Origin of the sequence: Kribbella sp. CA-245084 (assembly GCF_050942355.1) — a bacterium.
Taxonomy (GTDB): domain Bacteria; phylum Actinomycetota; class Actinomycetes; order Propionibacteriales; family Kribbellaceae; genus Kribbella.
Window position 1 is genome coordinate 9,078,825 of the sequence record NZ_CP192053.1, and the last position, 19,505, is coordinate 9,098,329.

A 19,505-nucleotide genomic window follows, 5' to 3' on the forward strand; every position below is an offset into this window, starting at 1 on the left:
GGCGGTGTTTCCGGAGGGGGTTGCGGAGGCCTTGCCTGGTTGGGGGTTGGAGGCCGCGGCGTGGACGGGGCGGGTGATGCCGGGGAATGTTCGTGGGGGTGGGTGGTTGTTGCATTTTCATAGTTACTTGGTGAGTTCGGGTGACGGTGTGGTGTTGGTGGATGCGGGGGTGGGGCCGGCGGGTGGGGAGGCGGCGGAGTGGTTGGGGGTGGCGGGGCGGTTGCCTGGATTGTTGAAGAAGGTGGGGGTTCAGGCGGCGGATGTGGATGCGGTTGTTCTGACGCATGTGCATCTGGATCACGTGGGGTGGGCCTCGGATGGGGTGCGGCCGGCTTTTCCGCGGGCGGAGTACGTCGTACAGCGGGATGAGGTGGAGCAGGTGCGCGGCGGATCGACGTACGTGAGCAGGATCCGGCCGATTGAGGAAGCTGGGCAGTTGCGGATCGTGGAGGGGGAGACGGCGCTGCGCGGGATGCGGTTGGTGCCTACGCCGGGGCATACGCCTGGGCATCAGTCGGTGGTGACGGATCGGGCCGTGCTGGGTGGTGATGTGTTGGTGCATCCGGCGCAGGCTCGGTGGCCGGAGCTCACGTATGTGTACGAGCGGGATCCCGCGCAAGCCGTGACCTCGCGGCGGGAGGTGCTGGCGATGGCGGCCGCGATGGGTGTGCCGATCGCGGCCGCGCATCCGCATGCTGCACTGGAAGCCGACGCCACGCCAGTTGCCACCCCAAGCACCGGCGACGACGTCTGCCCGCCGTACAAGCTTTAGCGGTAGCCCGTAGTGTCTGCAGGCTTGCCGGCGCCCTCCACCTCGACGATGTAGCGCCAAGCATCCGGACGGCTGCCGTCCAGGTCTGTGAACCCGTAGAGCTGAGCGAGTTCCCCGCTCGAGGTGGACTTGCCGTTCCACCGCCGTACGTCGGGGTCCGCTGCCAGCGCCGCCACCGCGCGGCCGACGTACGACGGGCTCTCGGAGATCGCGAAATGCGGGACCTTCGACGTCGCGTCCCGCCAGTTCTCCTCGCGTACGCCGAACCCGTCGAGCATCGCCTCCGACCGCAGCCACCCCGGCGTGAGCAGTACGGCGGCCGCGTCGTACTGCTTCAACTCGTGCGCCAGCGCGAACGCCATCCGGCTGACCGCGCCCTTCGCGACGTCGTAGAAGAACGAGACGCGATAGTTCGACGCGTTGTACTCGTTGGTGCCGTCCGTCGTCTCGACGACCAGCCCGCCCGGCGTCTTGATCAGCAACGGCAGCGCGAAGTGGCTGGTGATCGCGTGCGTGTTCACGCCCAGCTCCAGCAACCGCAGACCATCAGAGAGCGAGCTCTCCCACACAGTCTTGTCCCACTCGGGCTCGCCGAACTGCCCCCAGATGTCGTTCACCAGGATGTGCAGCGCGCCCTGCTCAGCCTCGATCCGCGCCACCAGCTCACGCACCTGCGACGGATCGAGATGATCCACCGGTACGGCGATGCCGCGGCCGCCGGCCTTGTCGACGAGCTCGGCCGTCTCCTCGATCGTCTCCGGCCGGTTCATCTCCGACGGCCGGCTCCGGGTGGTCCGGCCGGTCACGTACACGGTCGCGCCGGCCGCACCGAGCTCGACCGCGATCCCCCGCCCGGCCGCTCGGGTCGCCCCGGCGACCAACGCCACCTTCCCCGCCAACGGCTTCATCGCTCCTCCTAATCCATACGTTGTACGATTATGTACCATACGGCGTATGGTTAACGTCGGCAAGCGCTCCGGGCGGCCCCGCGCCGGGGAGGAGCGGCTGAGCCGGGAGGCGATCCTGACCGCGGCGCTGCGGATCGTCGACGACGAGGGCATCGACGCGCTGACGATGCGGCGACTCGCGGCGACGCTGCAGGTCAACCCGATGTCGCTGTACCATCACCTGCCGAACAAGGCCGCCGTGTTGGCCGGCCTCGCGGAGCTGGTGTTCGCCGGGCTGGAATTGCCCGACCCCGGCGACGCCGTGCCGTGGGACGAGCAGCTGAAGGAGGCAGCGCGTGCCTATCGCAACGGCCTTCGGCAACATCCGAATCTCGCGCTGCAGGTGCTGTCCGACACGTCCGCAGTCTCGGACGTCGTCGTGGTCACGATGGAGCCGTTCTACCGCGCACTCGACCGGGCCGGCCTGTCACCACGTCAGATTTTCGAGGCGGCCAACACCCTGATCGACTTCATCCACGGGTTCAGCCTCGGCGAGGCGTCCGTACGGGCCGAGACGTTCGAACTGGCGCCGGACCTGCTCACCCGCGTGCGCGCACTCCCGGCGGACAAGGCGCCGACGCTGAAGAGGATCGTCGGCGGCCTCGGCGTCGAGGGCCTCGCCTACGACTTCGACGGCGGGTTCGAGTCGGGGCTCTCCACGCTGACCGCGGGCATAGCGGCAACCGCACGCCGTCGGTAGCGCGAGATCGCGACCCCGACCAGGCAGAGCGCGCCACCGCCGTACGCGAGCGGCGCCGGGCTCTCGCCGAGCAGCAGCCAGCCGAGGAAGATCGTGATCGGCGGGACCAGGTACGTCGTCGCGCCCATCCGGCCGGCCGTCGTACGGGCCAACGCGTAGGCCCAGGTCGTGAAGGCGATCGCGGTCGGGAACGCGCCGAGGAACACGACCCACCAGATCGTCGACGGGCGCGCATCAGCCGTCTCACGAACGAGCGTCGGTGCGAACGGCAGACACGCGATCGCACCGATCACGCACGACAACCAGGTCACCTCTAGCGCAGGCAGTCGCGCGAGCAGCGGCTTCTGCGATACAACACCGACCGCGTACGCCGCCGCGGCGACGAGACACAGCACAACACCCCACGTCTCGGCGCTTCCGCTGGACGACGAGAGCCCGATCAGGACCACCCCGCCGAACGCGACGATGCTCCCCATCACCAACTGACGCGGGAATCCCTCGCGGAGAAGGACGCCCGCCAGCAACGCGATCAGTAGCGGCCCGATATTGACGAGCATGGCCGTCGTACCGGCGTCGAGGTGGCGCTCGGCCTCGTTCAGCGCGAGGTTGTAGACGCCGAACCAGAGCAGGCCGCAGGCGAGCAGGAACTTCCAGTCACCGCGAGCCGGCCAGCGCCGCGGCCGGGCGAACACGAAGATCCCGAGCAGCACACTGCCGACGAGCAACCGCCCGAGCGACAGCGCACCGGCCGAGATCTCCTGGCCGACGTGGCGGATCGCCACGAACGCCGACGCCCACAGCACCACCGTGACCGCAGCCGCACCGGCGGCCAACGCACCCTGCTTCTTCATGCTGATACAACGCCGTCGGGGCTCATGGTGTGAGGCTAGGTGTCGGACGCTTCGGCGGCCACCGAAGTACGCGGCTCCGGCAGCGCGAACGGTACGACGAACGCCGTGATCAGGACCGGGATCGTCAGACCCGCGACCAGCACCGACATCGTGAACCACAGCGATCCGAGCGCGAACCCGCCGTACACCGCGATCGCGAAGACCTCGGCGAAGAAGCCCGACACCGAGGTCACGGTCGCCCGAGCCTTTCCGGTGATCGCGTCCTGCAACCGCGACTCCGAAACCACGATCACCAGCTGCATGAGCCCATAGCCGAGCGCGATCGGCAGGAACCCCCACACCGACCCGCTCAGCGCTCCGGCAGCAATCAGCACCGCAGTTGCCCCGAGCCCCAGCGCAAATGTTGCCGCGGGCAACTTGTACGCCGGACCCGCGAGCGCGCTGCCGATCGCCTGCGCGGCAACGGTTCCCGCGATCAGCAACGGGATCGCGTCGGTCGTCGCACCCGCTTCCCGGGCGAGCAGCGGGAAGTACTCGTCGAACGCCAGGAACCCGCCCAGCAACGCCACGAGCGCGACCGCCCGGCGCACCAACTGGCTGTGCAGCACCTCCATCACACCCGTCCGCAACACTCTGACGTAAACCGCGAAGGCTGCTCGAGTGCCAGGCTCGTCCGCGTCGCGAGCGGTCTCGACGACGCGCGCTTCGGGAAGCGTCCACGCAACGAGCGCCTGCAGCAGGCCGCTGAGCACGCTGACGATTCCGGCGAGCGTGTAGCCGCCGAGCGCGAACAGCGGCGTCGCGAGCGCGGTCGCCGCAAGGTTCGCGACGAACGAGGCGGAGCGGGCGCGACCGAGGACGGTTGCGTAGTCGGCGGTCCGCTCCCGCGCGGCGAGCTCGTCGTACACGAACGCTTCGTACGTGCCGGAGATGAGCGCGGACGACGTACCCCAGAGGACGAAGCCCAGTGCGAAGCCGGTGAAGGACGGGAGCGTGATCCACGCGGCGTACCCGAGGGCGCTGATCAGGGCGCCGAGAACCAGCAGCTTGCGCCTCGAATACGTGTCCGCCCAGGCGCCGGACGGCACCTCGAGGACGAACGCGGTCGCCGACCAGATGACGAACAGCGTCGAGATCTGGGCAGCCGACAGTCCGTGATCGGCGAACAGCAACTGGTACAGCGGGTAGAGCGGGATGAAGTCGTGGAACGCCTCGAAGGCAATGACTCGGGCGAACAGACTCTTGTCAGAACGTCAAAGATGCGGGCTCGGCAGTCTCATGCATCGAAGATACGCGAAAATGACGCGCGGAACCGCTGGAATATCGGTCAGAGTAGAGCGATGGGACAGGTCAGCGAACGGTTCTGGGCGAAGCTGCCGGAGGGCAGCCGCGACGCCCTCGTCGACGGATTGAGCCAGTCCGAGCTGCAGTCGCTGCTGCTCGACGTCACCCGCGAGCGAGCCGCCAAGGTGACGCCGGCGCGGCTGTTGCAGCGCTGGCAGCAGGACCGGTTCGTGCGACCGTCGACCATCGATCCGCGCGAGCTGGTGCAGACCCAGCAGCGGCTGTGGGCGGCGCTGCCGGAGAAGTTCGACGGCGTCCAGCTGTCCCCGGTGACTCCGTTGGGCACGTGTTCTGCGGTCGCGCCGATCAACCAGCACCAGGTGGTCAGCACGATCCGCGGCACGGAGGTCGCCAGCGACCCGACCAATGAGCTGGCGATCGAGGCCGCCGTACGCCGTCGTGCCGGGCAGGATCGCGTGCACCTGGCGACCTGTCAGCGGGTGGTCCGGGCGCAGCCGTTCGACGGCCCCGGGATGTCGGCGCATTTCGAGCTGTTCGTGCTGGTGTCGAGCGCGCGTGACACCGGCTCGTGCCGGACAGAGGCCGAGCTGTTGATCGACCACCTGCGCTTCTGGCACGACGTACTCGGCGACAAGGCCGAGCTCACGTTCACGGCGTTCAAGGAGTCGGCGCTGCGGGACCGGATCGAGGACACGGTCCGGCCGGCGCTCGGAGTCGCGTTCACCGAGGACACCGAGCGGACCAAGAGCGGGAGCTACTACGCCGGCACGGCGCTGGGCATCGGCGTCGGCGGCTCGGGCCTGGGGAGCGGCTCCGAGGGCCTGGGTGACGGTGGGTTCACAACCTGGACCGCGGACCTGCTCGGCGACGCGAAGGAACGCTGCCTGACGTCGTGCATCTCCACCGAACGCCTGACCGTCATCGGAGCTTGAGCAGCCCCGCATCCGTCGGCCGGAACCCGCACGCGTCCAGATAGAACGCGCTCAGATGCGGCTCGAAGTCGACATGCAGCCATTCACACCCGGCCTGACGCGCCTCCTCGGCGGCAGTCAGCACCAACTGCTTCCCGATCCCGCGCCGCCCATGATCCGGATGTACGGCGGTATCCAGGACGAACGCGTGCGCACCGCCGTCCCAACACACCTGCACAAACCCAACCAACTGCTCGCCGCTAAAGGCCCCAACCCAAGTCAACGCCCACCGCTCCAACCGCTCACCCCACGCGGTCGCCTCAGCCTCACCTTCGAAAGCCGCCGCATGCAGCTCCGACAACTCCCGATCATCCACCGAGAACCGCACGACGTACTTCACAGCAACTCCAATGCAGCCTCGAGGCGACCATTCCAGCCCACAGCCTCACCATCGGGCAGATCCGACGCGCTCAGGAACCCCTGGACCATCACCGACGGCATGACCGCGCTGAGCCCTTCGCTTGTCCCATAAGCACTCAACGCCTCCGGCCACCGCTCCGGCTCCACCGAGGACACCAAGAACCAGGCAAGATCCAGCACGCCCGGCGCCGCCGACACGTCCTCCCAGTCCAGCAGCGCGACGACGCCGTCAGGCCCGGTCCGCATGTTCTGCGCCGAGGCATCCCCGTGCGCCAACGTCAACGCCCCCACCTGCGCCACAGCCTTCTCGGCCTCAACCACCCGACCGACGAGACGCTCGCCGAACGAGCGCACCGAAGCCGACAGGTCGGACCGCCCAGCCAGCGCGGGCCAGCTCCGGTCGTAGAGGTCGGCAACCAGCTGCTCGCCGGCGCCGAGCGGACGCAGCCAACCCCAGTCCGCTCGTCCAGCCCAGCGGTCATGCAACTCGCGCAGGACTCGCGCAGCGGCGGGCGGCTCGGCTCCCGCGGCCCAGTCGGACAGGTCCTCCAGCACGAGCAGAGTGCCGTCTGGGCCGGACTCGGCCTGGTAGCACTCCGGGACGCGTACTCCGACCACCGGTGCGATCTCCCGGTAGAAGCGCACCTCGGACTCGAACATCTGCAGCACGTCCGGAATCGAGCCAGGCACCGCAGGCTGCCGCCGCTTTATGTGGGTACGCACGCCCCAGTGCTTATCAGGACAGCTGTCCTGTCCTCCACCAGATTTCTAGGCGACCAGCGCGAACGCTTGGGCCGTGGCGGAGTAAGCGCGGGGGCCGGAGGGGATTCGGTGGGCGCTGCGGTCCTCGACGCGGACCGCTGCGGTCTGGAGGCGGACCGGAAGGGTGGAGCGTACGGCGGTAGCCAGGTCGAACTGCACCTCGGCCAGCAGATCGGTCAGCTCCAGCTCGAGTGCACGGCAGATCGCGGCGAGGATCTCCGAGGAGGGCTCCTTGCGGCCGCGCTCGATCTCGGACAGGTACGGCACCGACACCTGGGCCAGCTCGGCGAGCTCGCGCAGGGTGATCCCCCGCTCGCGCCGCAAGCGGCGGAAGACGTTCCCGATCACCTGGCGTAGCAACACGTCTGGTCCTCCTCGCCTCCGGATGTCCTGTACCGAGTGTGCCACCCCGACCAGGTCCCTCGCGCAAAGATCTGCCCTGGGCAGATTCTTCTCAGTAAGTGAGCGCCCGCTGGAGGTCTGCGGTCAAGTCTTCGGGGTCCTCCAGGCCGAGGCTGAGCCGGAGCAGGCCGTCGGACGGCTTGGCCTCGGCGGCCACGAGGCGGTGGGTCAGCGCTGCGGGGTGCTGGATGAGCGTGTCCACCCCGCCCAGAGACACCGCGTGGGTGATGAGCTTCAAGGCGCCGGCGACCCTCGACGCGGCCTCGAATCCTCCGGACACCGTGAAGGCGAGAACAGCCCCGGGACCTGATTGCTGACGTCCGATGAGCGCCTGCGGGTCGGTGAGGCCCGGGTAGTAGACCTGGTCGACCAGTCGTTGCGCGGACAACCAGTCGGCCACCTTGATTGCGGTTGCCTGCTGCGCCCGTACCCGAACCGGCAGCGTCTGCAGTCCCCTGTGCAGTTCGTACGCCGCCAACGGATGCAGCAGGCCCCCTGTTACTGCGCGGATCTGCCGGAGCCGGCCGACCCACTCCACGCCGGCCGCGACGACGCCACCCATAACGTCACCATGACCGCCGAGGTACTTGGTTGCCGAGTGCAACACCAGGCTCGCCCCGTGCCGGGCCGGCTGCTGCAGCACCGGCGTCGCGAACGTGTTGTCCACCAGCACGGGTACGTCGCCGGCCGCGGACGCAACCGCCGAGATGTCGACGAGGGCCACCGTCGGGTTGGCCGGAGTCTCGACGATCACCAGTCCGGTGTCCGGGCGGATCGCTCCAGCGACTCCACTGGGCTGTGTGTAAGTCACGGTTGTCCCCAGGAGGCCTGTGGATAACAGGTGATCGCTGCCGCCGTACAGCGGTCGTACGGCGACCACATGCGGACGGCCGCCGGCGACGCTGGCGAGCAGGCAGGCGGTGAGCGCGGCCATCCCCGAGCCGAACGCGACCGCGCCGTCGGTGTGCTCGAGCTCGGCGAGCGCGTCCTCGAAGCGGGCGACGGTCGGATTCCACAGGCGCTGGTAGACGAGGCTGCCGCCGTCCGGCCCGCGCCCCTCCGCGAGCGAGTCGTACGACGCTCCGCCGCTGTGCACATCGGGGAGCGGATACGTGGTGGACAGGTCGATCGGCGGGACGTGGACGCCGAGAGCGGTCAGGTCGTCGCGACCGGCGTGGACCGAACGGGTGTCGAGCTGGGTCATGGCTGCCTCCTCACCGGGAGCTTGGAATCTTCTGCGGGATTAGTGCAATAGTTCCGAAGAAAATTCGTCCACAGTGTCGTCCACAGCCTGTGGATTCTGTGGATGGGCTCTAGAGTGAGGGCATGCCGAAGGATCGTCGGAGCCCTGGACCGGCTCCGCGGCCGGCTCCCGGTGGCCTCGACGAGGTCGACCGGAAGCTGGTGCGACTGCTGACCGCCGACGGGCGGATGGCGAACAACGCGCTCGCCGAGGCGACCGGGATCGCGCCGTCGACGTGTCTCACGCGGGTGCGTTCACTGCGTGAGCGTGGGGTGATCCGCGGCTTCCATGCCGACGTGGATCTGGGCGCGCTGGGTCAGCCGCTGCAGGCTCTGATCGCGATCCGGATCGGCGCGCACTCGCGCGACGAGATCGACCGCTTCCGCGCCAAGGTCCCGACGCTGCCGGGCGTGCTCTCGCTGTTCCATGTCAGCGGAGCGAACGACTACCTACTCCACGTCTCCGCCGCGACCCCGGATGCGCTGCGAGAATTCGTGCTCGATCACCTCACCGCAGATCCTGCGGTGAGTCATGCCGAGACGAGTCTGATCTTCGAGCACATCCGCGGCGGCTGAATTCAGCGCGGCTTCAGGCCCCAGGCCTGGGCGAGGAGCTGGTATGAGCGGCGGCGTTCCGCCGGGTCGTGGATGTTGGTCGTGATGATGAGCTCGTCGGCGCCGGCCTTGTTCGCGCGGCGGAGCAGGTCGGCGGCCACCTGGTCGGGCGTGCCGACGGACACCAGTCCGGCCCACTCCTCGACCGCGGCCTCTTCCGCCTCGGACCACGGATAGTCCGCGGCTTCCTCGGGAGAAGGCAGCGGGCCCGGTCGGCCGGAGCGGAGCCGGAGCATGGACAGCGCGTTCGCGCGGGCCAACGCCTGGGCGCGTTCCTCGGTCTCGGCGACGATCGCGGCGAGCGCGAGCATCGCCCGCGGCTCACCGTCGTTCTCGAAGCGCTGGAAGTTCTCCTTGTACGCCGAGATGACGCCGGCCGGATCGAGCGTGCCGAAGTGCCCGGCGTACGCGAACCCCGTCCCGAGCGCGGCCGCCGCCTGACCGCCGTACGTGCTGGATCCGAGGATCCACACCGGCGGGAGGGGTACGTCGTCAGGTTGGGCGCTGATCGGCTCGAACGGGTGGCCGGCCGGGAAGCCCTCGACGTACGCGCGGAGTTCGGCGTACTGCTCGGTGAAGTCGTCGGCGCCGAGCGCCTCGCGGCTCCGGCGCAGGGCGAGCGCGGTGCGCTGGTCGGTGCCCGGCGCGCGGCCGATGCCGAGGTCGATGCGGTCCGGGTACAGCCCGCCGAGGACCCGGAACGACTCCGCGACCTTCAACGGCGAGTGGTTCGGCAGCATGATCCCGCCGGACCCGACACGGATACTCGACGTCGCAGCAGCGACCGCCGCGATCATGATCTCGGGGCTCGTGCTCACCACGCTGCGGATGTTGTGATGCTCCGCCAGCCAATAGCGGTAGTACCCGGCCGCCTCCGCGGTGCGGGCCAGCTCGAGCGTCTCGTGCAGCGCCTCCGACGGCCGCGTGCCTGTCGGCACCGGCGAGAGGTCGAGCACGGACAGGGGCATCGGTTCGGCGCTCACTTAGAACACCCAACCGGCCCCAACGGCGACCTATTCCGGGTACGGCGTGTTTGCTCGGGCGTCGCGCAGTGATCGAGCCCACCACGCAAGCTGCCGGAGCATCGCCGCAGCGGCCGCCGAGGTGGTGGGATCGGTGGGCTCGCCGTCGGCGGTGAAGTCCTCCTCGCGGAATCCGAGGCTGTCGCGGATCGTCACCGCGTGCAGCTCGCCGAAGACCAGCCTTAGTTGCTCCGCGGCCCGCAGCCCGCCCGACCGTCCGCCGTACACGACGAATCCGACCGGCTTCGCGTACCAAGGCCGCCGTACGGCGTCGATCGCCGTCTTCACGTCGCCCGGGTAGGCGTGGTTGTACTCCGCGGTGACGATCATGACCGCGTCCGCATCGCCGATCCGCCGCGGCAGCTCCCCCAGCGGCACCACGCTCAGATCGATGAGGTCGAGCTTGAACTCCTCCGCCCGCTCAACCTCCCGCGCGAACCACCGCGTGACCGCAGTACCGAACCGTCCGCGGTCGAGATTGCGCGTCAGCACGACGAGCCGCAGCGGATGAACTGTCACCCGAAGGACGCTAGTACCTCAACAAGACTTGAGGTCAAACCGTCTCATTCATCTGCCGGTGGCAGTGACGGCGGGGCGGAGGGCTCGAGGGAGGACTTCGCGGCGTTCATCAGCGAGGTCTGGTCGCCGAGGACGCCGACGGTTTGCCAGGCCTTCGTGACGGCTGCCATCTGGGCGGAGTCGTCGCCGTAGACACGCTGAGCAGTGGCTTGCGTGGCTTCGGCGAAGTCCTGGAAGGTGGCCGACTCGGAGAGGTTGCCTGAGGTCAGCGTGCCGTACCAGATCTTGCCGGCGTCGTCGTACGCGTTGCCGCCGAGCTCAGCCGCGACCAGGTAGAACGCGCGGTTCGGGATACCCGAGTTGATGTGTACGCCGCCGTTGTCGTCCTCGGTGTCGACGTAGGAGGACATGTCGGCCGGCTGCGGATCCTTCCCCAGCCGCGGGTCGTCGTACGCCGTGCCGGGCGCCTTCATCGACCGCAGCGCGACACCCTGGACGCCCGGCAGCAGCAGGCCCGCGCCGATCAACCAGTCGGCATCGGTGGCGCTCTGCCCCATCGCGTACTGCTTGGCGAGCGATCCGAACACGTCCGAGATGCTCTCGTTCAGCGCGCCCGACTGGCCGTCGTACGCGAGGTTCGCCGTGTACTGCGTGACGCCGTGGGTCAGCTCGTGTCCGGTCACGTCGATCGACGACGTGAAGTTGCCGAACACCTCGCCGTCCCCGTCGCCGAACACCATATGCGCGCCGTCCCAGAACGCGTTCGCGTACCCGCGGTCGTAATGCACCGTCGAGGTCAGCACGAGGCCGGCGTCGTCGATCGAGTCACGCCCGAAGCACTCCTTGTACAGCGTCCAGGTCGCGCCGGTGCCGTCGTACGCCTGGTTCACCGCCTGGTCCTGGGCCGAGTCGTCGCCCTCGGCGCGGACCAGCGTGCCGGGCAGGTCGGTGCCGTTCTCGGCGTCGTACACCTCGCGCTGCCGGCCGCCCGCTGCCGACGCGGTCTCACGGCCGGCGGCGGGGCGGGATCGCAGTACGGCGTCATGCTGCAACGACTGCCGGTACCGGGCGCGGAGACTGGGGTCGCTCGCGGACCGCTCGAGCTGCTCGAGCAGGTACGGCGGGATGATCGAGTGGAACACCACTACAGGAAAACCCCGGAAAGGGATAAACTCAAGGATTTGTGGCTGCCGCGCGCGTCATTTCCTGAACGACTGAAATGCGGACCGAAACCAACGGGACGTATTTTAACACAAGGGGTTTGAATTGCCGAATCCGGTCGATGCCGAACAGGCTCACCTGACCACGTTCTACGCCGCGCTCGACAACGAGCGCGAGCGCACGGATGCCCGGACCGACGACGAGCAACTCGTCCATACCCGCAACGCGCAGGCCTTGCACCAGCGCGACGGCCGCATCCGTGACCTCAAGCTCCGGCAGGCCCGGCTGAACGCGGCCGAGGAGGGCCTGTACTTCGGCCGCCTCGACACCGCCGACGGCGAGATCCTGCACCTCGGCCGGATCGGCCTGCACGACGCGGACTACGAGCCCCTGCTGGTCGACTGGCGCGCCCCGGCAGCGCGGCCGTTCTACATCGCGACCGCGGTGGCGAACCACGACGTCGTTCGCCGGCGCCACATCCAGACCCGGTTGCGCCGGGTGATCGACGTCCAGGACGAGCAGCTCGATCTGGGTCGCGAGGCGGCCGACCCGTCCAAGCCCGGCACCGGCGTGATCGGCGAGGCCGTGCTGATGAAGGCGCTCGAGGCGCGGCGGACCGGCCGGATGGAGTCGATCGTCCAGACCATCCAGGCCGACCAGGACCGGATCATCCGTTCCGAACTGCCCGGAATCCTTGTCGTTCAGGGCGGTCCCGGCACCGGAAAGACCGCGATCGCGCTGCACCGGGCGGCATTTCTTCTGTATACGCATCGAGAACAGCTGGAAAAGCGCGGAATTCTCGTCGTCGGGCCGAATGCGGCGTTCCTGCGGTTCATCGGTCAGGTGCTGCCGTCGCTCGGTGAGGACGGCGTTCGGCTGGTCACGATCGCCGAGCTGTTCCCGGGGCTGAACGCGACGCGGCCGGAGCCGCCGGAGAGCGCCGAGGTGAAGGGTCGGACGGTGATGGCCGAGGTGATCGCGAAGGCGGTCACCGATCGGCAGTGGATGCCGGAGGAGCCGGTTCGGGTCACGGTCGAGCGGACCGAGCTCACGCTCGACCCGTCGGTGTGCGCGGAGACGCATGCGCGGGTGCGCAACCGCGGTCTGACGCACAACCAGGCGCGGCCGTTCATCCTCAACGAATTCACCGACTACCTCACGAACCAGTACGCCGAGCTGATCGGTACAGATCCGCTCGACGGTGAGCAGTTGCTGGACGACTACGACCTGGCCGAGTTGCGCAAGGAGGTGCTTGCCGAGCCCGCCGTACAAGCTTTGTTGGAGCAGCTGTGGCCGTTGCTCAGTCCGCAGAAGCTGCTCGAGGATCTCTACGGCGACGAGGCCCGGCTGGCGTCGGCGGCACCGCAGTTGTCGGAGCTGGATCGCGAGCATTTGCTGAGGTACGGCGACGACTGGTCGCCGGCCGACGTACCGCTGCTCGATGAGGCGGCGGAGCTGCTTGGCGATGATGGCACCGAGGCCGCGCGGGAGCGGGCCGCTCGGGCGCGCGCAATCGCTTATGCACAAGGGGCTTTGGATGTGCTGAGCGGTTCGGGGTCGACCGACTGGGACGAGGACGACGAGGCGGAGATCCTCACTGCGAAGGACCTGCTGGACGCGGAGAGGTTCGCCGAGCGGTACGAGGCGGATGACGATCGGACGCTGGCCGATCGGGCCGGGGCGGATCGGCGGTGGACGTACGGTCACGTGATCGTCGACGAGGCGCAGGAGTTGTCGCCGATGGCGTGGCGGGCGATCGCGCGGCGGTGCCCGTTGCGGTCGATGACCGTGGTCGGCGACGTTGCGCAGACGAGCTCGATCGGCGGCGGGACGTCGTGGGCGAGTGCGCTCGGCGAGACGTTCGGCGATCGCTGGCGGTTGGCCGAGCTGACGCTGAACTACCGCACGCCCGCCGAGGTGATGGAGCTGGCCAACGACGTACTGCGTGAGGTCGACCCGTCGGCGCGGGCGCCGCAATCGGTCCGCTCCACCGGGGTGAAGCCGTGGCACGCGGACGTGCCGGCGGCCGAACAGGCGCTGTACGTGTACAAGATGGCGGCCGAGGAGACGGCGTACGGCGAGGTCGGCGTCATCACCTCGCGCAACCGCCTCGAACTCATCCAGGAAGCAGTCGACGGCCTGGCCGGCGTCACCGTCCTCACTGCCCGCGAAGCCAAGGGCCTCGAGTTCGACTCGGTCCTCGTCGTGGACCCCGACGGCATTGTCATCGAGTCCCCCCGCGGCCTCCGGGACCTCTACGTCGCCCTGACCCGCTGCACCCAACGCCTGGGCGTGATCGGAGACCTACCGGAGGTGCTCCGCGACTCACTCGCTTGGGGGTGAACTCTTCCCGTGCCGGCCGAACAGCCGCGCAAAGTTGAGGTCAAAGCCCCACCCGAGCGCCTTCGGCGTGAAGAACCGCGGGTCGTCGGGATTCCACCAACGGGACTTGAGCCGCTCCCCGGAGAGGGGCCGCCAGTCGTACGGGATGCCGAGAAACTTGCCGGTCTTACCGCCCATACTTCGACCGTACCTCGGTCAATGACCGGCGCAGCAGTTTTGCTGGTGTTGGAGTTCGAAGGGGATGAGGAGGTTGTCGGCGGCGGGTCGGACCTGGAGGACCAGGCGGCCGTCGCGGCGTACCGGGCGGAGGAAATCGAGGGTGTCGACCAACGTGTCGTCCTCGACGGGCGCGCCGCCGATGCCTTCTAGTTGATCGATACCGCAGCGGGCGCAGAGTTCGCCCGCCGGCAGGACGCCGTGCGCCTGCTCCTGACCGGGCCAGCGGACCACGCGGCCCGTCGTACCGAGAGCCGCTTCGACCGCGGCGACGTACGCACCGCGGACCAACCGGCTCGGACCGGCGAGTTCCGGCTCCGACGCGCCGGCTTTGGTGACGGCCAGGCCAACGTTGCGGTCGGCAACTACTGCGCGGATCGGGTCCGCGAGATCGGCCACACTGGTGAGCGACACCGCAACGTGCGGACGGCCGTCGCTCGACACCAGGTGGGTGAGGGCGACGACCGGCTGGTCCACGGAGTCGATCAGCTCGTACAGCAGGTGGTCGGCAGCCGCCGTGTCCTTGCTGTCGGCATCGATCGCGATGATCACAACTGATTCCTTACTCGGGCAGGACGTCGGCGCGACCCGGCGGGTGGACAACCTCGAACGTACCGCGCGCACCCGGTCGATCCCACTGCTGAACGACCTCGGTCTCCGGCGCGATCATCACCCGTTTGCATGACCACCAGATGAACACCATTCCCCGCCGACCTGTAGACAACGCAAAGTGACGACGCTTCAATGGCTTGCGGGGGGAATCATGAATGGAGAACCGTATACACGCACGCATTGTCACCGACGGGACGAGCGCGGTAACGCGACGCTGGCAGCCCTGGGAGGGGTGGCGGTCGGCGTCATCCTGGTGCTGCTGACCTGGCTCGTGGTGCTGATGACGAAGGACGATCCGGCACCGCGAGCGGCGGACACCTCGCCCTCGACGGCGGTCGCGGCCTCGGCGCCGGCCGCTTCGGCGCCAGTGATCACGAAGACCGTCGTACCGAAGCCGACTGTGAAGGGTACGTCGAACTCGGCGCCGGCGGTCGGGGATGTCCGGTCGCTGCCGGCCGGCTTGTTCTGCCGCGACCTGAACGCCAAGGGATACAGCTACGTCGCGGCGATCGACTATTGGCGATTGCACGGGCAGCCGAACCAGATGGATGCCGACCGCAACGGAATTCCGTGCGAGACCGTGTATCCGCGCAGCGACGTCGCGGCGTACTGGAACGGGCGCGAGATCAGCGGCGTCGTGTTCTGGTCGGCCGGCTTGTACTGCCGCGACCTGGCCGCGCGCGGGGCTTCGTACGCCGAGGCTGTCCGATATTGGTGGTACTACGGCATGCCGGATCGCATGGACGCGGACAAGAACGGGATACCGTGTGAAACCGTGTACTCGTCTGCAGCAGTCAACGCGTTCTGGTACCCGTGACGCGGCGCCTCTGGGCGGTCTTTGTCGCAGCGCTGGTGGTTGTCGCCGGCGGTGGGTTGTTCGCGCTGTCAGCAGCCGGCGTCTTCAGCCGCACCCAACCCACCGCCGAGCCAACACCACAACCAACGTCAGATACACCTGTGCCGACAAGCACACAGCAACTGACAATCACCACGACACCACCGACTACGCGGACTACACCGTTGCACCCAACCACTAAGCCACGCCCAAGCAGCCCCACTCACTCGACTCCGCGGTATGTGTTTCCTGTGGGTGGTTGCCGCGCGGACGCCTCGCAAAGCCACCACGACTACCCGGCATCCGACATCTTCGCGAACGTAGGTTGCCTGTTCGTCGCGCCCATCGACGGCCGGGTCGACGAGGTGTCGCGCGTAGACACCTGGAACCCGAAGACCAACCGAGGACCTGACCGCGGCGGGCTCTCGGTATCCATCGTGGGTGTGGACGGAGTCAGGTACTACGGCTCCCACCTGTCAGCGATCGCCTCAGGAATCCGCCCGGGCGTCACCGTCCACGCCGGCCAAACCCTTGGCCGTACAGGAAAAACAGGCAGCGCCCGCGTCACCCCGCCCCACCTGCACTTCGGTATCAGTTGGCCGACGAAACCCAACACCTGGTGGATCCGTCGCGGCGCAGTCGCCCCGCAGCAGTTCCTCAACAGCTGGCACCACGGCGGGCAACTCTCACCGGTCAGCACAGTCGCCAAAACACATCGCGCGTACGGCGCCGACGACGGCTGCCGCGAGTACTGCTAGTCAGCGGGCCCGGCCCTCGCGGAGCATTCCGATCGACTTCTCGATCCGTCGCTCGCGGGTGGCGTCGGTCTTCGCCGAGGTCACCTGCAGCACATGCCACTGCCGGTTGCTGTAACTCAGCGTCTCCCAGAACGCCTGAGCCTGACGATCCGCCGCCAGCGCAGCAGCCAACGGCTCCGGCACTTCAAGCTCCCGCGGGGCCGTGTCGAGCTCGACGTCGACCTCGAGTACTTCGCCGGCCGCGACCCCCGCTTCGGTACGCCGCTCCGCGCTGAACCCGAGCAGGTACCGCCCGCCCATCCGCGCGATCGAGGTCCGGAACGTGAACCCGTTGACGGTGACGCTGACCTTCGGCCGGCCGCCACCGCCGAGCGACTCGACGACGCTCTCGGGGACCTCGAAGCCGGCCGTGTTCTTCCCGGTGGAGAGCAGTTCGGCGGTGAACTTCATCGGATCATCATCGGAGTCGATCAGGTCATGTCGAGAGCGACGCGCGGGTTCCGACGTACCGGGCGACAGAGATCGGCGCACAGGGAGAGATCGTGATTCTGAACAGCATGTTGATCGGCAGCACCGACGCCGAGCGGTTGAAGGCGTGGTACCGCGACGGGTTCAAGGCCGAGGTCGACGGCTACGGGAACCTGGACCTCGGCGGGTTCGGGCTGGTGATCGAGCAGCGCGCCGACGTCGCCGCGAAGACCGCCGAGCCGGGGCGGCACATCGTGAACTTCGGCGTCGAGGACATCGAGGCGGCAGCCGCGCACCTGCGCACGCTCGACGTCGAGTGGCTGGTGCATCCGGAGGACCGCGGGGTCGGCTGGTTCGCGACGCTGATCGACCCCGACGGCAACTACGTCCAGCTCATCCAGATGAAACCCGAGTATTACGGAGGAAAATGAGTTCGCACCGGACCTGGGGGATCCGGTGCGAACGATGAGGTTTATTCAGTTGTGTCAGGCGCAGAAGAGAAATGGCGGCAAGCGAGGGGCAGAACGCCCACGCTCGCTTGCCGCCCAATCACCGGTGCCTTTGTCTGATCGAGGTGAGGTTCTCGACCTGGGCCACGTTCCGGGTGGGTTGTCTGGTGAGATACGGAACGCGAAAGACGCCGGATGCTTTTCTATCTCATCGGGGTGCTACATCCCACATGCGCTCGCCGGGCAGGGGGTCGGGGAGCTTGTCGACGGCCGGCATCGGGTCGTTGGTGACCCGGAGTCCGGCGAACCGACGGCTCATGGCGTCTGCATACCGCTCGGCCAACGCCGGCTCGGCGTTGTAGTCGGCGATGACGTGCTCACCGAACCAGACACGGACGCGTCGGCGCTCAATCGTCTGGATGGCGGTGGCGGTTGTCACTGGTCCTCCTGGCTGATACTTCGAGGGCTGTACGGCCTGGAAAACGCGGGCGAGCGCGGTGTCGGTGCGCCGTGTTGTGTTCACCGTCACGTCAGATCCAACGGAGTACGGAGAGCCGAGGTCACGCCCGAATTCAGAAATTCCCAGCTTTTTCGGAACCGGCCGGAACCCAATTCTTCGCCGGTATGTTCGATTACCCGAACGGACCCCGTACCGACACGCCGCCGTCCAGCACGATCTGCTGTCCGGTGATGTACGACGACGCACCCGACGCCAGGTAGACCACCGCCTGCGCCACCTCCTCGGAGCGACCGAACCGCCCGACCGGGATCTCCTCGACGACCTCGGCGTCGACGTTCGCGTTGGCGACCGCGGTAGCGATCGCGCCGGCCGCGGCGACGTTCATCCGGATGCCGTCGCGGGCGTACTCCGCGGCGACCGTCCGGGCCAAGCTCAGGATGCCCGCCTTCATCACGCCGTACGCCGCTTGCTCGGGCGCCGCCATGAAGCCGGTGACCGAGCCGACGCTGACGATCGTCCCGCCGGTGCCCTGGTCCAGGAAGACGCGGAGCGCCGCCCGGACCGCGCGAGCGACGTACCGGAGGTTGACCTCGTAGATCGTGTCCCAGTCCTCGTCGGCCATCTCGTGCAGCTTCACCGCGGGCACGAACGCGACCTGCCCGCCGACGACGGTGACGAGTACGTCGAGCCCGCCGAGCTTCTCGACCGCGCTCGCGATCATCGCCTCGATATCGGTCGCCGAGGGGACGTCGCCGGACACCGGGTACGCCGTACCGCCGCCGGCTCGCACCGCCTCGGCCGCCTCCTCGGCACGCTCCGGCGAGAGGTCCGCGACCACGACCGCCGCACCTTCGTTGCCGAAGGCCTCAGTCGTCGCGCGACCGATCCCGCCGCCACCGCCGCCGATCACCAGGGCTCGTTTTCCGTTCAGCTGCATGGGCGGAGAGTAAGCCAGGAACGTCATGAGATTCATAGGGTTTCCTCAGGAAGGACACGCCGAAGCTGTCGGAACGGCTCCGTACGCTGGAGTCGTGACCATCGAAGACGCTGGAATCAGGCCACGAGGATCCGCCGACGAGCGGGTTGTGGCAAACGCCCTTGTGGTGCCGGAGCGGGTCATCGGCGGCGTCGTACCGTCACCCGTCCGGCCGGGGCCAACGGGGATCGCGGCTGTCCAGACAGAGCACCTGATCGGTGACATCGGCGACGCTCTCCGGCTGCTCGACGCGGTGGAGCGCGTCCGCGGCCACGCCCACCCGCTCATCCTCGGCCTGCAGCAAGCGGTCGGGATGAAGATGCCGGCCGCCCTCGTGCTGAATGCGGTCGCCAACGGTCGCACGACTCCGGACGAGGTCTCCGAGCAGGTCGGCATCACGTCCGGCGAGGCGGAGCTGGCGATCGCCGACCTGGAGGCGCTCGGCATGGTCCGGACCACGCCCGCGCTGGCCGTCACGTCGATGGGTCAGGCCCGGCTCTCGCAGCTCGACGGTCTCACCGTCCGCGTCCTCGACGTCATCACCGGCATCCTCGGCCCGACCGACGCCGCCCACCTGGTCCGCCTCCTCCACACGGTCGCCGACGGCCTCGAGTCCGCCTCGGTTTCAGCCGCCGTCAACGACGCACTCCCGCAGGTCGTCTCACACAACTAGGGCGTGTCTCCCGATCCCGCGCCGTAGCGAGCAGGTGCTCGGTGCGGTGCCTCGGCGTGCTGGAGGGGAGGCCTCGATGTGGTTCA

General features: G+C 68.3%; 24 protein-coding genes. 9 read left to right on the forward strand and 15 right to left on the reverse strand.

Going from position 1 to position 19,505, the window contains the following annotated elements:
* Positions 1–130 precede the first annotated feature (130 nt).
* On the forward strand, positions 131–772 hold the full coding sequence (locus ACQPYH_RS43675) for an MBL fold metallo-hydrolase (RefSeq protein ID WP_432884341.1): 642 nt from the start codon (positions 131–133) through the stop codon (positions 770–772).
* Here the strand turns inward: ACQPYH_RS43675 and ACQPYH_RS43680 are convergent.
* Entirely contained in the window at positions 769–1,680 is a 912-nt protein-coding gene (locus ACQPYH_RS43680) for an SDR family oxidoreductase (RefSeq protein ID WP_432884344.1), read from the reverse strand. The genes ACQPYH_RS43675 and ACQPYH_RS43680 overlap by 4 nt on opposite strands.
* Positions 1,681–1,726: 46 nt before the next feature.
* On the opposite strand from ACQPYH_RS43680, the gene ACQPYH_RS43685 reads away from it, so the two are divergent.
* On the forward strand, positions 1,727–2,419 hold the full coding sequence (locus tag ACQPYH_RS43685; protein WP_432884347.1) for a TetR/AcrR family transcriptional regulator: 693 nt from the start codon (positions 1,727–1,729) through the stop codon (positions 2,417–2,419).
* Here ACQPYH_RS43685 and ACQPYH_RS43690 read toward each other — a convergent pair.
* Complete coding sequence (locus ACQPYH_RS43690) at positions 2,341–3,270, reverse strand: DMT family transporter (protein ID WP_432884349.1); 930 nt, start codon at positions 3,268–3,270, stop codon at positions 2,341–2,343. The two genes, ACQPYH_RS43685 and ACQPYH_RS43690, sit on opposite strands and share 79 nt — an antisense overlap.
* A 35-nt stretch (positions 3,271–3,305) precedes the next feature.
* Complete coding sequence (locus tag ACQPYH_RS43695) at positions 3,306–4,442, reverse strand: MFS transporter (protein ID WP_432884352.1); 1,137 nt, start codon at positions 4,440–4,442, stop codon at positions 3,306–3,308.
* Positions 4,443–4,610: 168 nt separating this feature from the next.
* On the opposite strand from ACQPYH_RS43695, the gene ACQPYH_RS43700 reads away from it, so the two are divergent.
* A complete protein-coding gene (locus ACQPYH_RS43700) occupies positions 4,611–5,507 on the forward strand; it encodes a hypothetical protein (RefSeq protein WP_432884355.1) in 897 nt (298 codons plus the stop codon).
* On the opposite strand, the gene ACQPYH_RS43705 is transcribed toward ACQPYH_RS43700, so the two are convergent.
* From ACQPYH_RS43705 to ACQPYH_RS43720, 4 genes are all read right to left on the reverse strand, one after another.
* Complete coding sequence (locus tag ACQPYH_RS43705) at positions 5,494–5,886, reverse strand: GNAT family N-acetyltransferase (protein WP_432884357.1); 393 nt, start codon at positions 5,884–5,886, stop codon at positions 5,494–5,496. The genes ACQPYH_RS43700 and ACQPYH_RS43705 overlap by 14 nt on opposite strands.
* Positions 5,883–6,629: a phosphotransferase family protein gene (locus ACQPYH_RS43710; protein WP_432884360.1), complete on the reverse strand. Its 747-nt coding sequence runs from the start codon at positions 6,627–6,629 to the stop codon at positions 5,883–5,885. Before ACQPYH_RS43710 ends, ACQPYH_RS43705 begins: the two co-directional genes overlap by 4 nt.
* Before the next feature lie 45 nt (positions 6,630–6,674).
* Positions 6,675–7,031, reverse strand: coding sequence for a helix-turn-helix domain-containing protein (locus tag ACQPYH_RS43715; RefSeq protein ID WP_432884363.1), 357 nt, complete (start codon positions 7,029–7,031; stop codon positions 6,675–6,677).
* Positions 7,032–7,122: 91 nt separating this feature from the next.
* Positions 7,123–8,274 carry a trans-sulfuration enzyme family protein gene (locus tag ACQPYH_RS43720; RefSeq protein WP_432884365.1) on the reverse strand — a complete coding sequence of 384 codons (1,152 nt, stop codon included), beginning with the start codon at positions 8,272–8,274 and terminating at the stop codon, positions 7,123–7,125.
* 122 nt (positions 8,275–8,396) lie between these two features.
* On the opposite strand from ACQPYH_RS43720, the gene ACQPYH_RS43725 reads away from it, so the two are divergent.
* On the forward strand, positions 8,397–8,888 hold the full coding sequence (locus ACQPYH_RS43725; protein ID WP_130443030.1) for an Lrp/AsnC family transcriptional regulator: 492 nt from the start codon (positions 8,397–8,399) through the stop codon (positions 8,886–8,888).
* Between the two features lie 2 nt (positions 8,889–8,890).
* Here ACQPYH_RS43725 and ACQPYH_RS43730 read toward each other — a convergent pair whose 3' ends face one another.
* From ACQPYH_RS43730 to ACQPYH_RS43740, 3 genes are read right to left on the reverse strand one after another with little or no spacing between them, the layout of a single operon-like run.
* Positions 8,891–9,910 carry an LLM class flavin-dependent oxidoreductase gene (locus tag ACQPYH_RS43730; protein ID WP_432884368.1) on the reverse strand — a complete coding sequence of 340 codons (1,020 nt, stop codon included), beginning with the start codon at positions 9,908–9,910 and terminating at the stop codon, positions 8,891–8,893.
* A 30-nt stretch (positions 9,911–9,940) separates the two neighbouring features.
* Complete coding sequence (locus ACQPYH_RS43735) at positions 9,941–10,468, reverse strand: NADPH-dependent FMN reductase (protein ID WP_432884370.1); 528 nt, start codon at positions 10,466–10,468, stop codon at positions 9,941–9,943.
* 44 nt (positions 10,469–10,512) lie between these two features.
* Positions 10,513–11,610 carry a M4 family metallopeptidase gene (locus ACQPYH_RS43740; protein ID WP_432884372.1) on the reverse strand — a complete coding sequence of 366 codons (1,098 nt, stop codon included), beginning with the start codon at positions 11,608–11,610 and terminating at the stop codon, positions 10,513–10,515.
* Positions 11,611–11,734: 124 nt separating this feature from the next.
* Between ACQPYH_RS43740 and ACQPYH_RS43745 the strand changes: the two genes are divergently transcribed.
* Positions 11,735–13,972 carry a HelD family protein gene (locus ACQPYH_RS43745; RefSeq protein WP_432884374.1) on the forward strand — a complete coding sequence of 746 codons (2,238 nt, stop codon included), beginning with the start codon at positions 11,735–11,737 and terminating at the stop codon, positions 13,970–13,972.
* Here the strand turns inward: ACQPYH_RS43745 and ACQPYH_RS43750 are convergent.
* Both ACQPYH_RS43750 and ACQPYH_RS43755 read right to left on the reverse strand, forming a co-directional pair.
* Positions 13,955–14,149, reverse strand: coding sequence for a DUF5808 domain-containing protein (locus tag ACQPYH_RS43750; RefSeq protein ID WP_432884376.1), 195 nt, complete (start codon positions 14,147–14,149; stop codon positions 13,955–13,957). The two genes, ACQPYH_RS43745 and ACQPYH_RS43750, sit on opposite strands and share 18 nt — an antisense overlap.
* Before the next feature lie 18 nt (positions 14,150–14,167).
* A complete protein-coding gene (locus tag ACQPYH_RS43755; RefSeq protein ID WP_432884379.1) occupies positions 14,168–14,740 on the reverse strand; it encodes a hypothetical protein in 573 nt (190 codons plus the stop codon).
* Positions 14,741–14,951: 211 nt separating this feature from the next.
* On the opposite strand from ACQPYH_RS43755, the gene ACQPYH_RS43760 reads away from it, so the two are divergent.
* On the forward strand, positions 14,952–15,617 hold the full coding sequence (locus ACQPYH_RS43760) for a hypothetical protein (protein WP_432884380.1): 666 nt from the start codon (positions 14,952–14,954) through the stop codon (positions 15,615–15,617).
* 269 nt (positions 15,618–15,886) lie between these two features.
* Entirely contained in the window at positions 15,887–16,393 is a 507-nt protein-coding gene (locus ACQPYH_RS43765) for a M23 family metallopeptidase (RefSeq protein WP_432884383.1), read from the forward strand.
* Here ACQPYH_RS43765 and ACQPYH_RS43770 read toward each other — a convergent pair whose 3' ends face one another.
* Positions 16,394–16,843, reverse strand: a complete 450-nt coding sequence (locus ACQPYH_RS43770; protein WP_432884384.1) for a YdeI/OmpD-associated family protein — start codon at positions 16,841–16,843, stop codon at positions 16,394–16,396.
* A gap of 92 nt (positions 16,844–16,935) precedes the next feature.
* Between ACQPYH_RS43770 and ACQPYH_RS43775 the strand changes: the two genes are divergently transcribed.
* Entirely contained in the window at positions 16,936–17,292 is a 357-nt protein-coding gene (locus tag ACQPYH_RS43775) for a VOC family protein (protein WP_432884387.1), read from the forward strand.
* Positions 17,293–17,518: 226 nt separating this feature from the next.
* On the opposite strand, the gene ACQPYH_RS43780 is transcribed toward ACQPYH_RS43775, so the two are convergent.
* Together ACQPYH_RS43780 and ACQPYH_RS43785 are read right to left on the reverse strand one after the other, a co-directional pair.
* Positions 17,519–17,749, reverse strand: coding sequence for a hypothetical protein (locus ACQPYH_RS43780; protein ID WP_130443046.1), 231 nt, complete (start codon positions 17,747–17,749; stop codon positions 17,519–17,521).
* A 193-nt stretch (positions 17,750–17,942) separates the two neighbouring features.
* The gene (locus ACQPYH_RS43785; protein WP_432884391.1) at positions 17,943–18,707 is read right to left on the reverse strand and encodes an SDR family NAD(P)-dependent oxidoreductase; all 765 of its coding nucleotides are present in this window, start codon (positions 18,705–18,707) and stop codon (positions 17,943–17,945) included.
* A 94-nt stretch (positions 18,708–18,801) separates the two neighbouring features.
* On the opposite strand from ACQPYH_RS43785, the gene ACQPYH_RS43790 reads away from it, so the two are divergent.
* A complete protein-coding gene (locus ACQPYH_RS43790; RefSeq protein WP_432884394.1) occupies positions 18,802–19,419 on the forward strand; it encodes a MarR family transcriptional regulator in 618 nt (205 codons plus the stop codon).
* Positions 19,420–19,505: the final 86 nt, after the last annotated feature.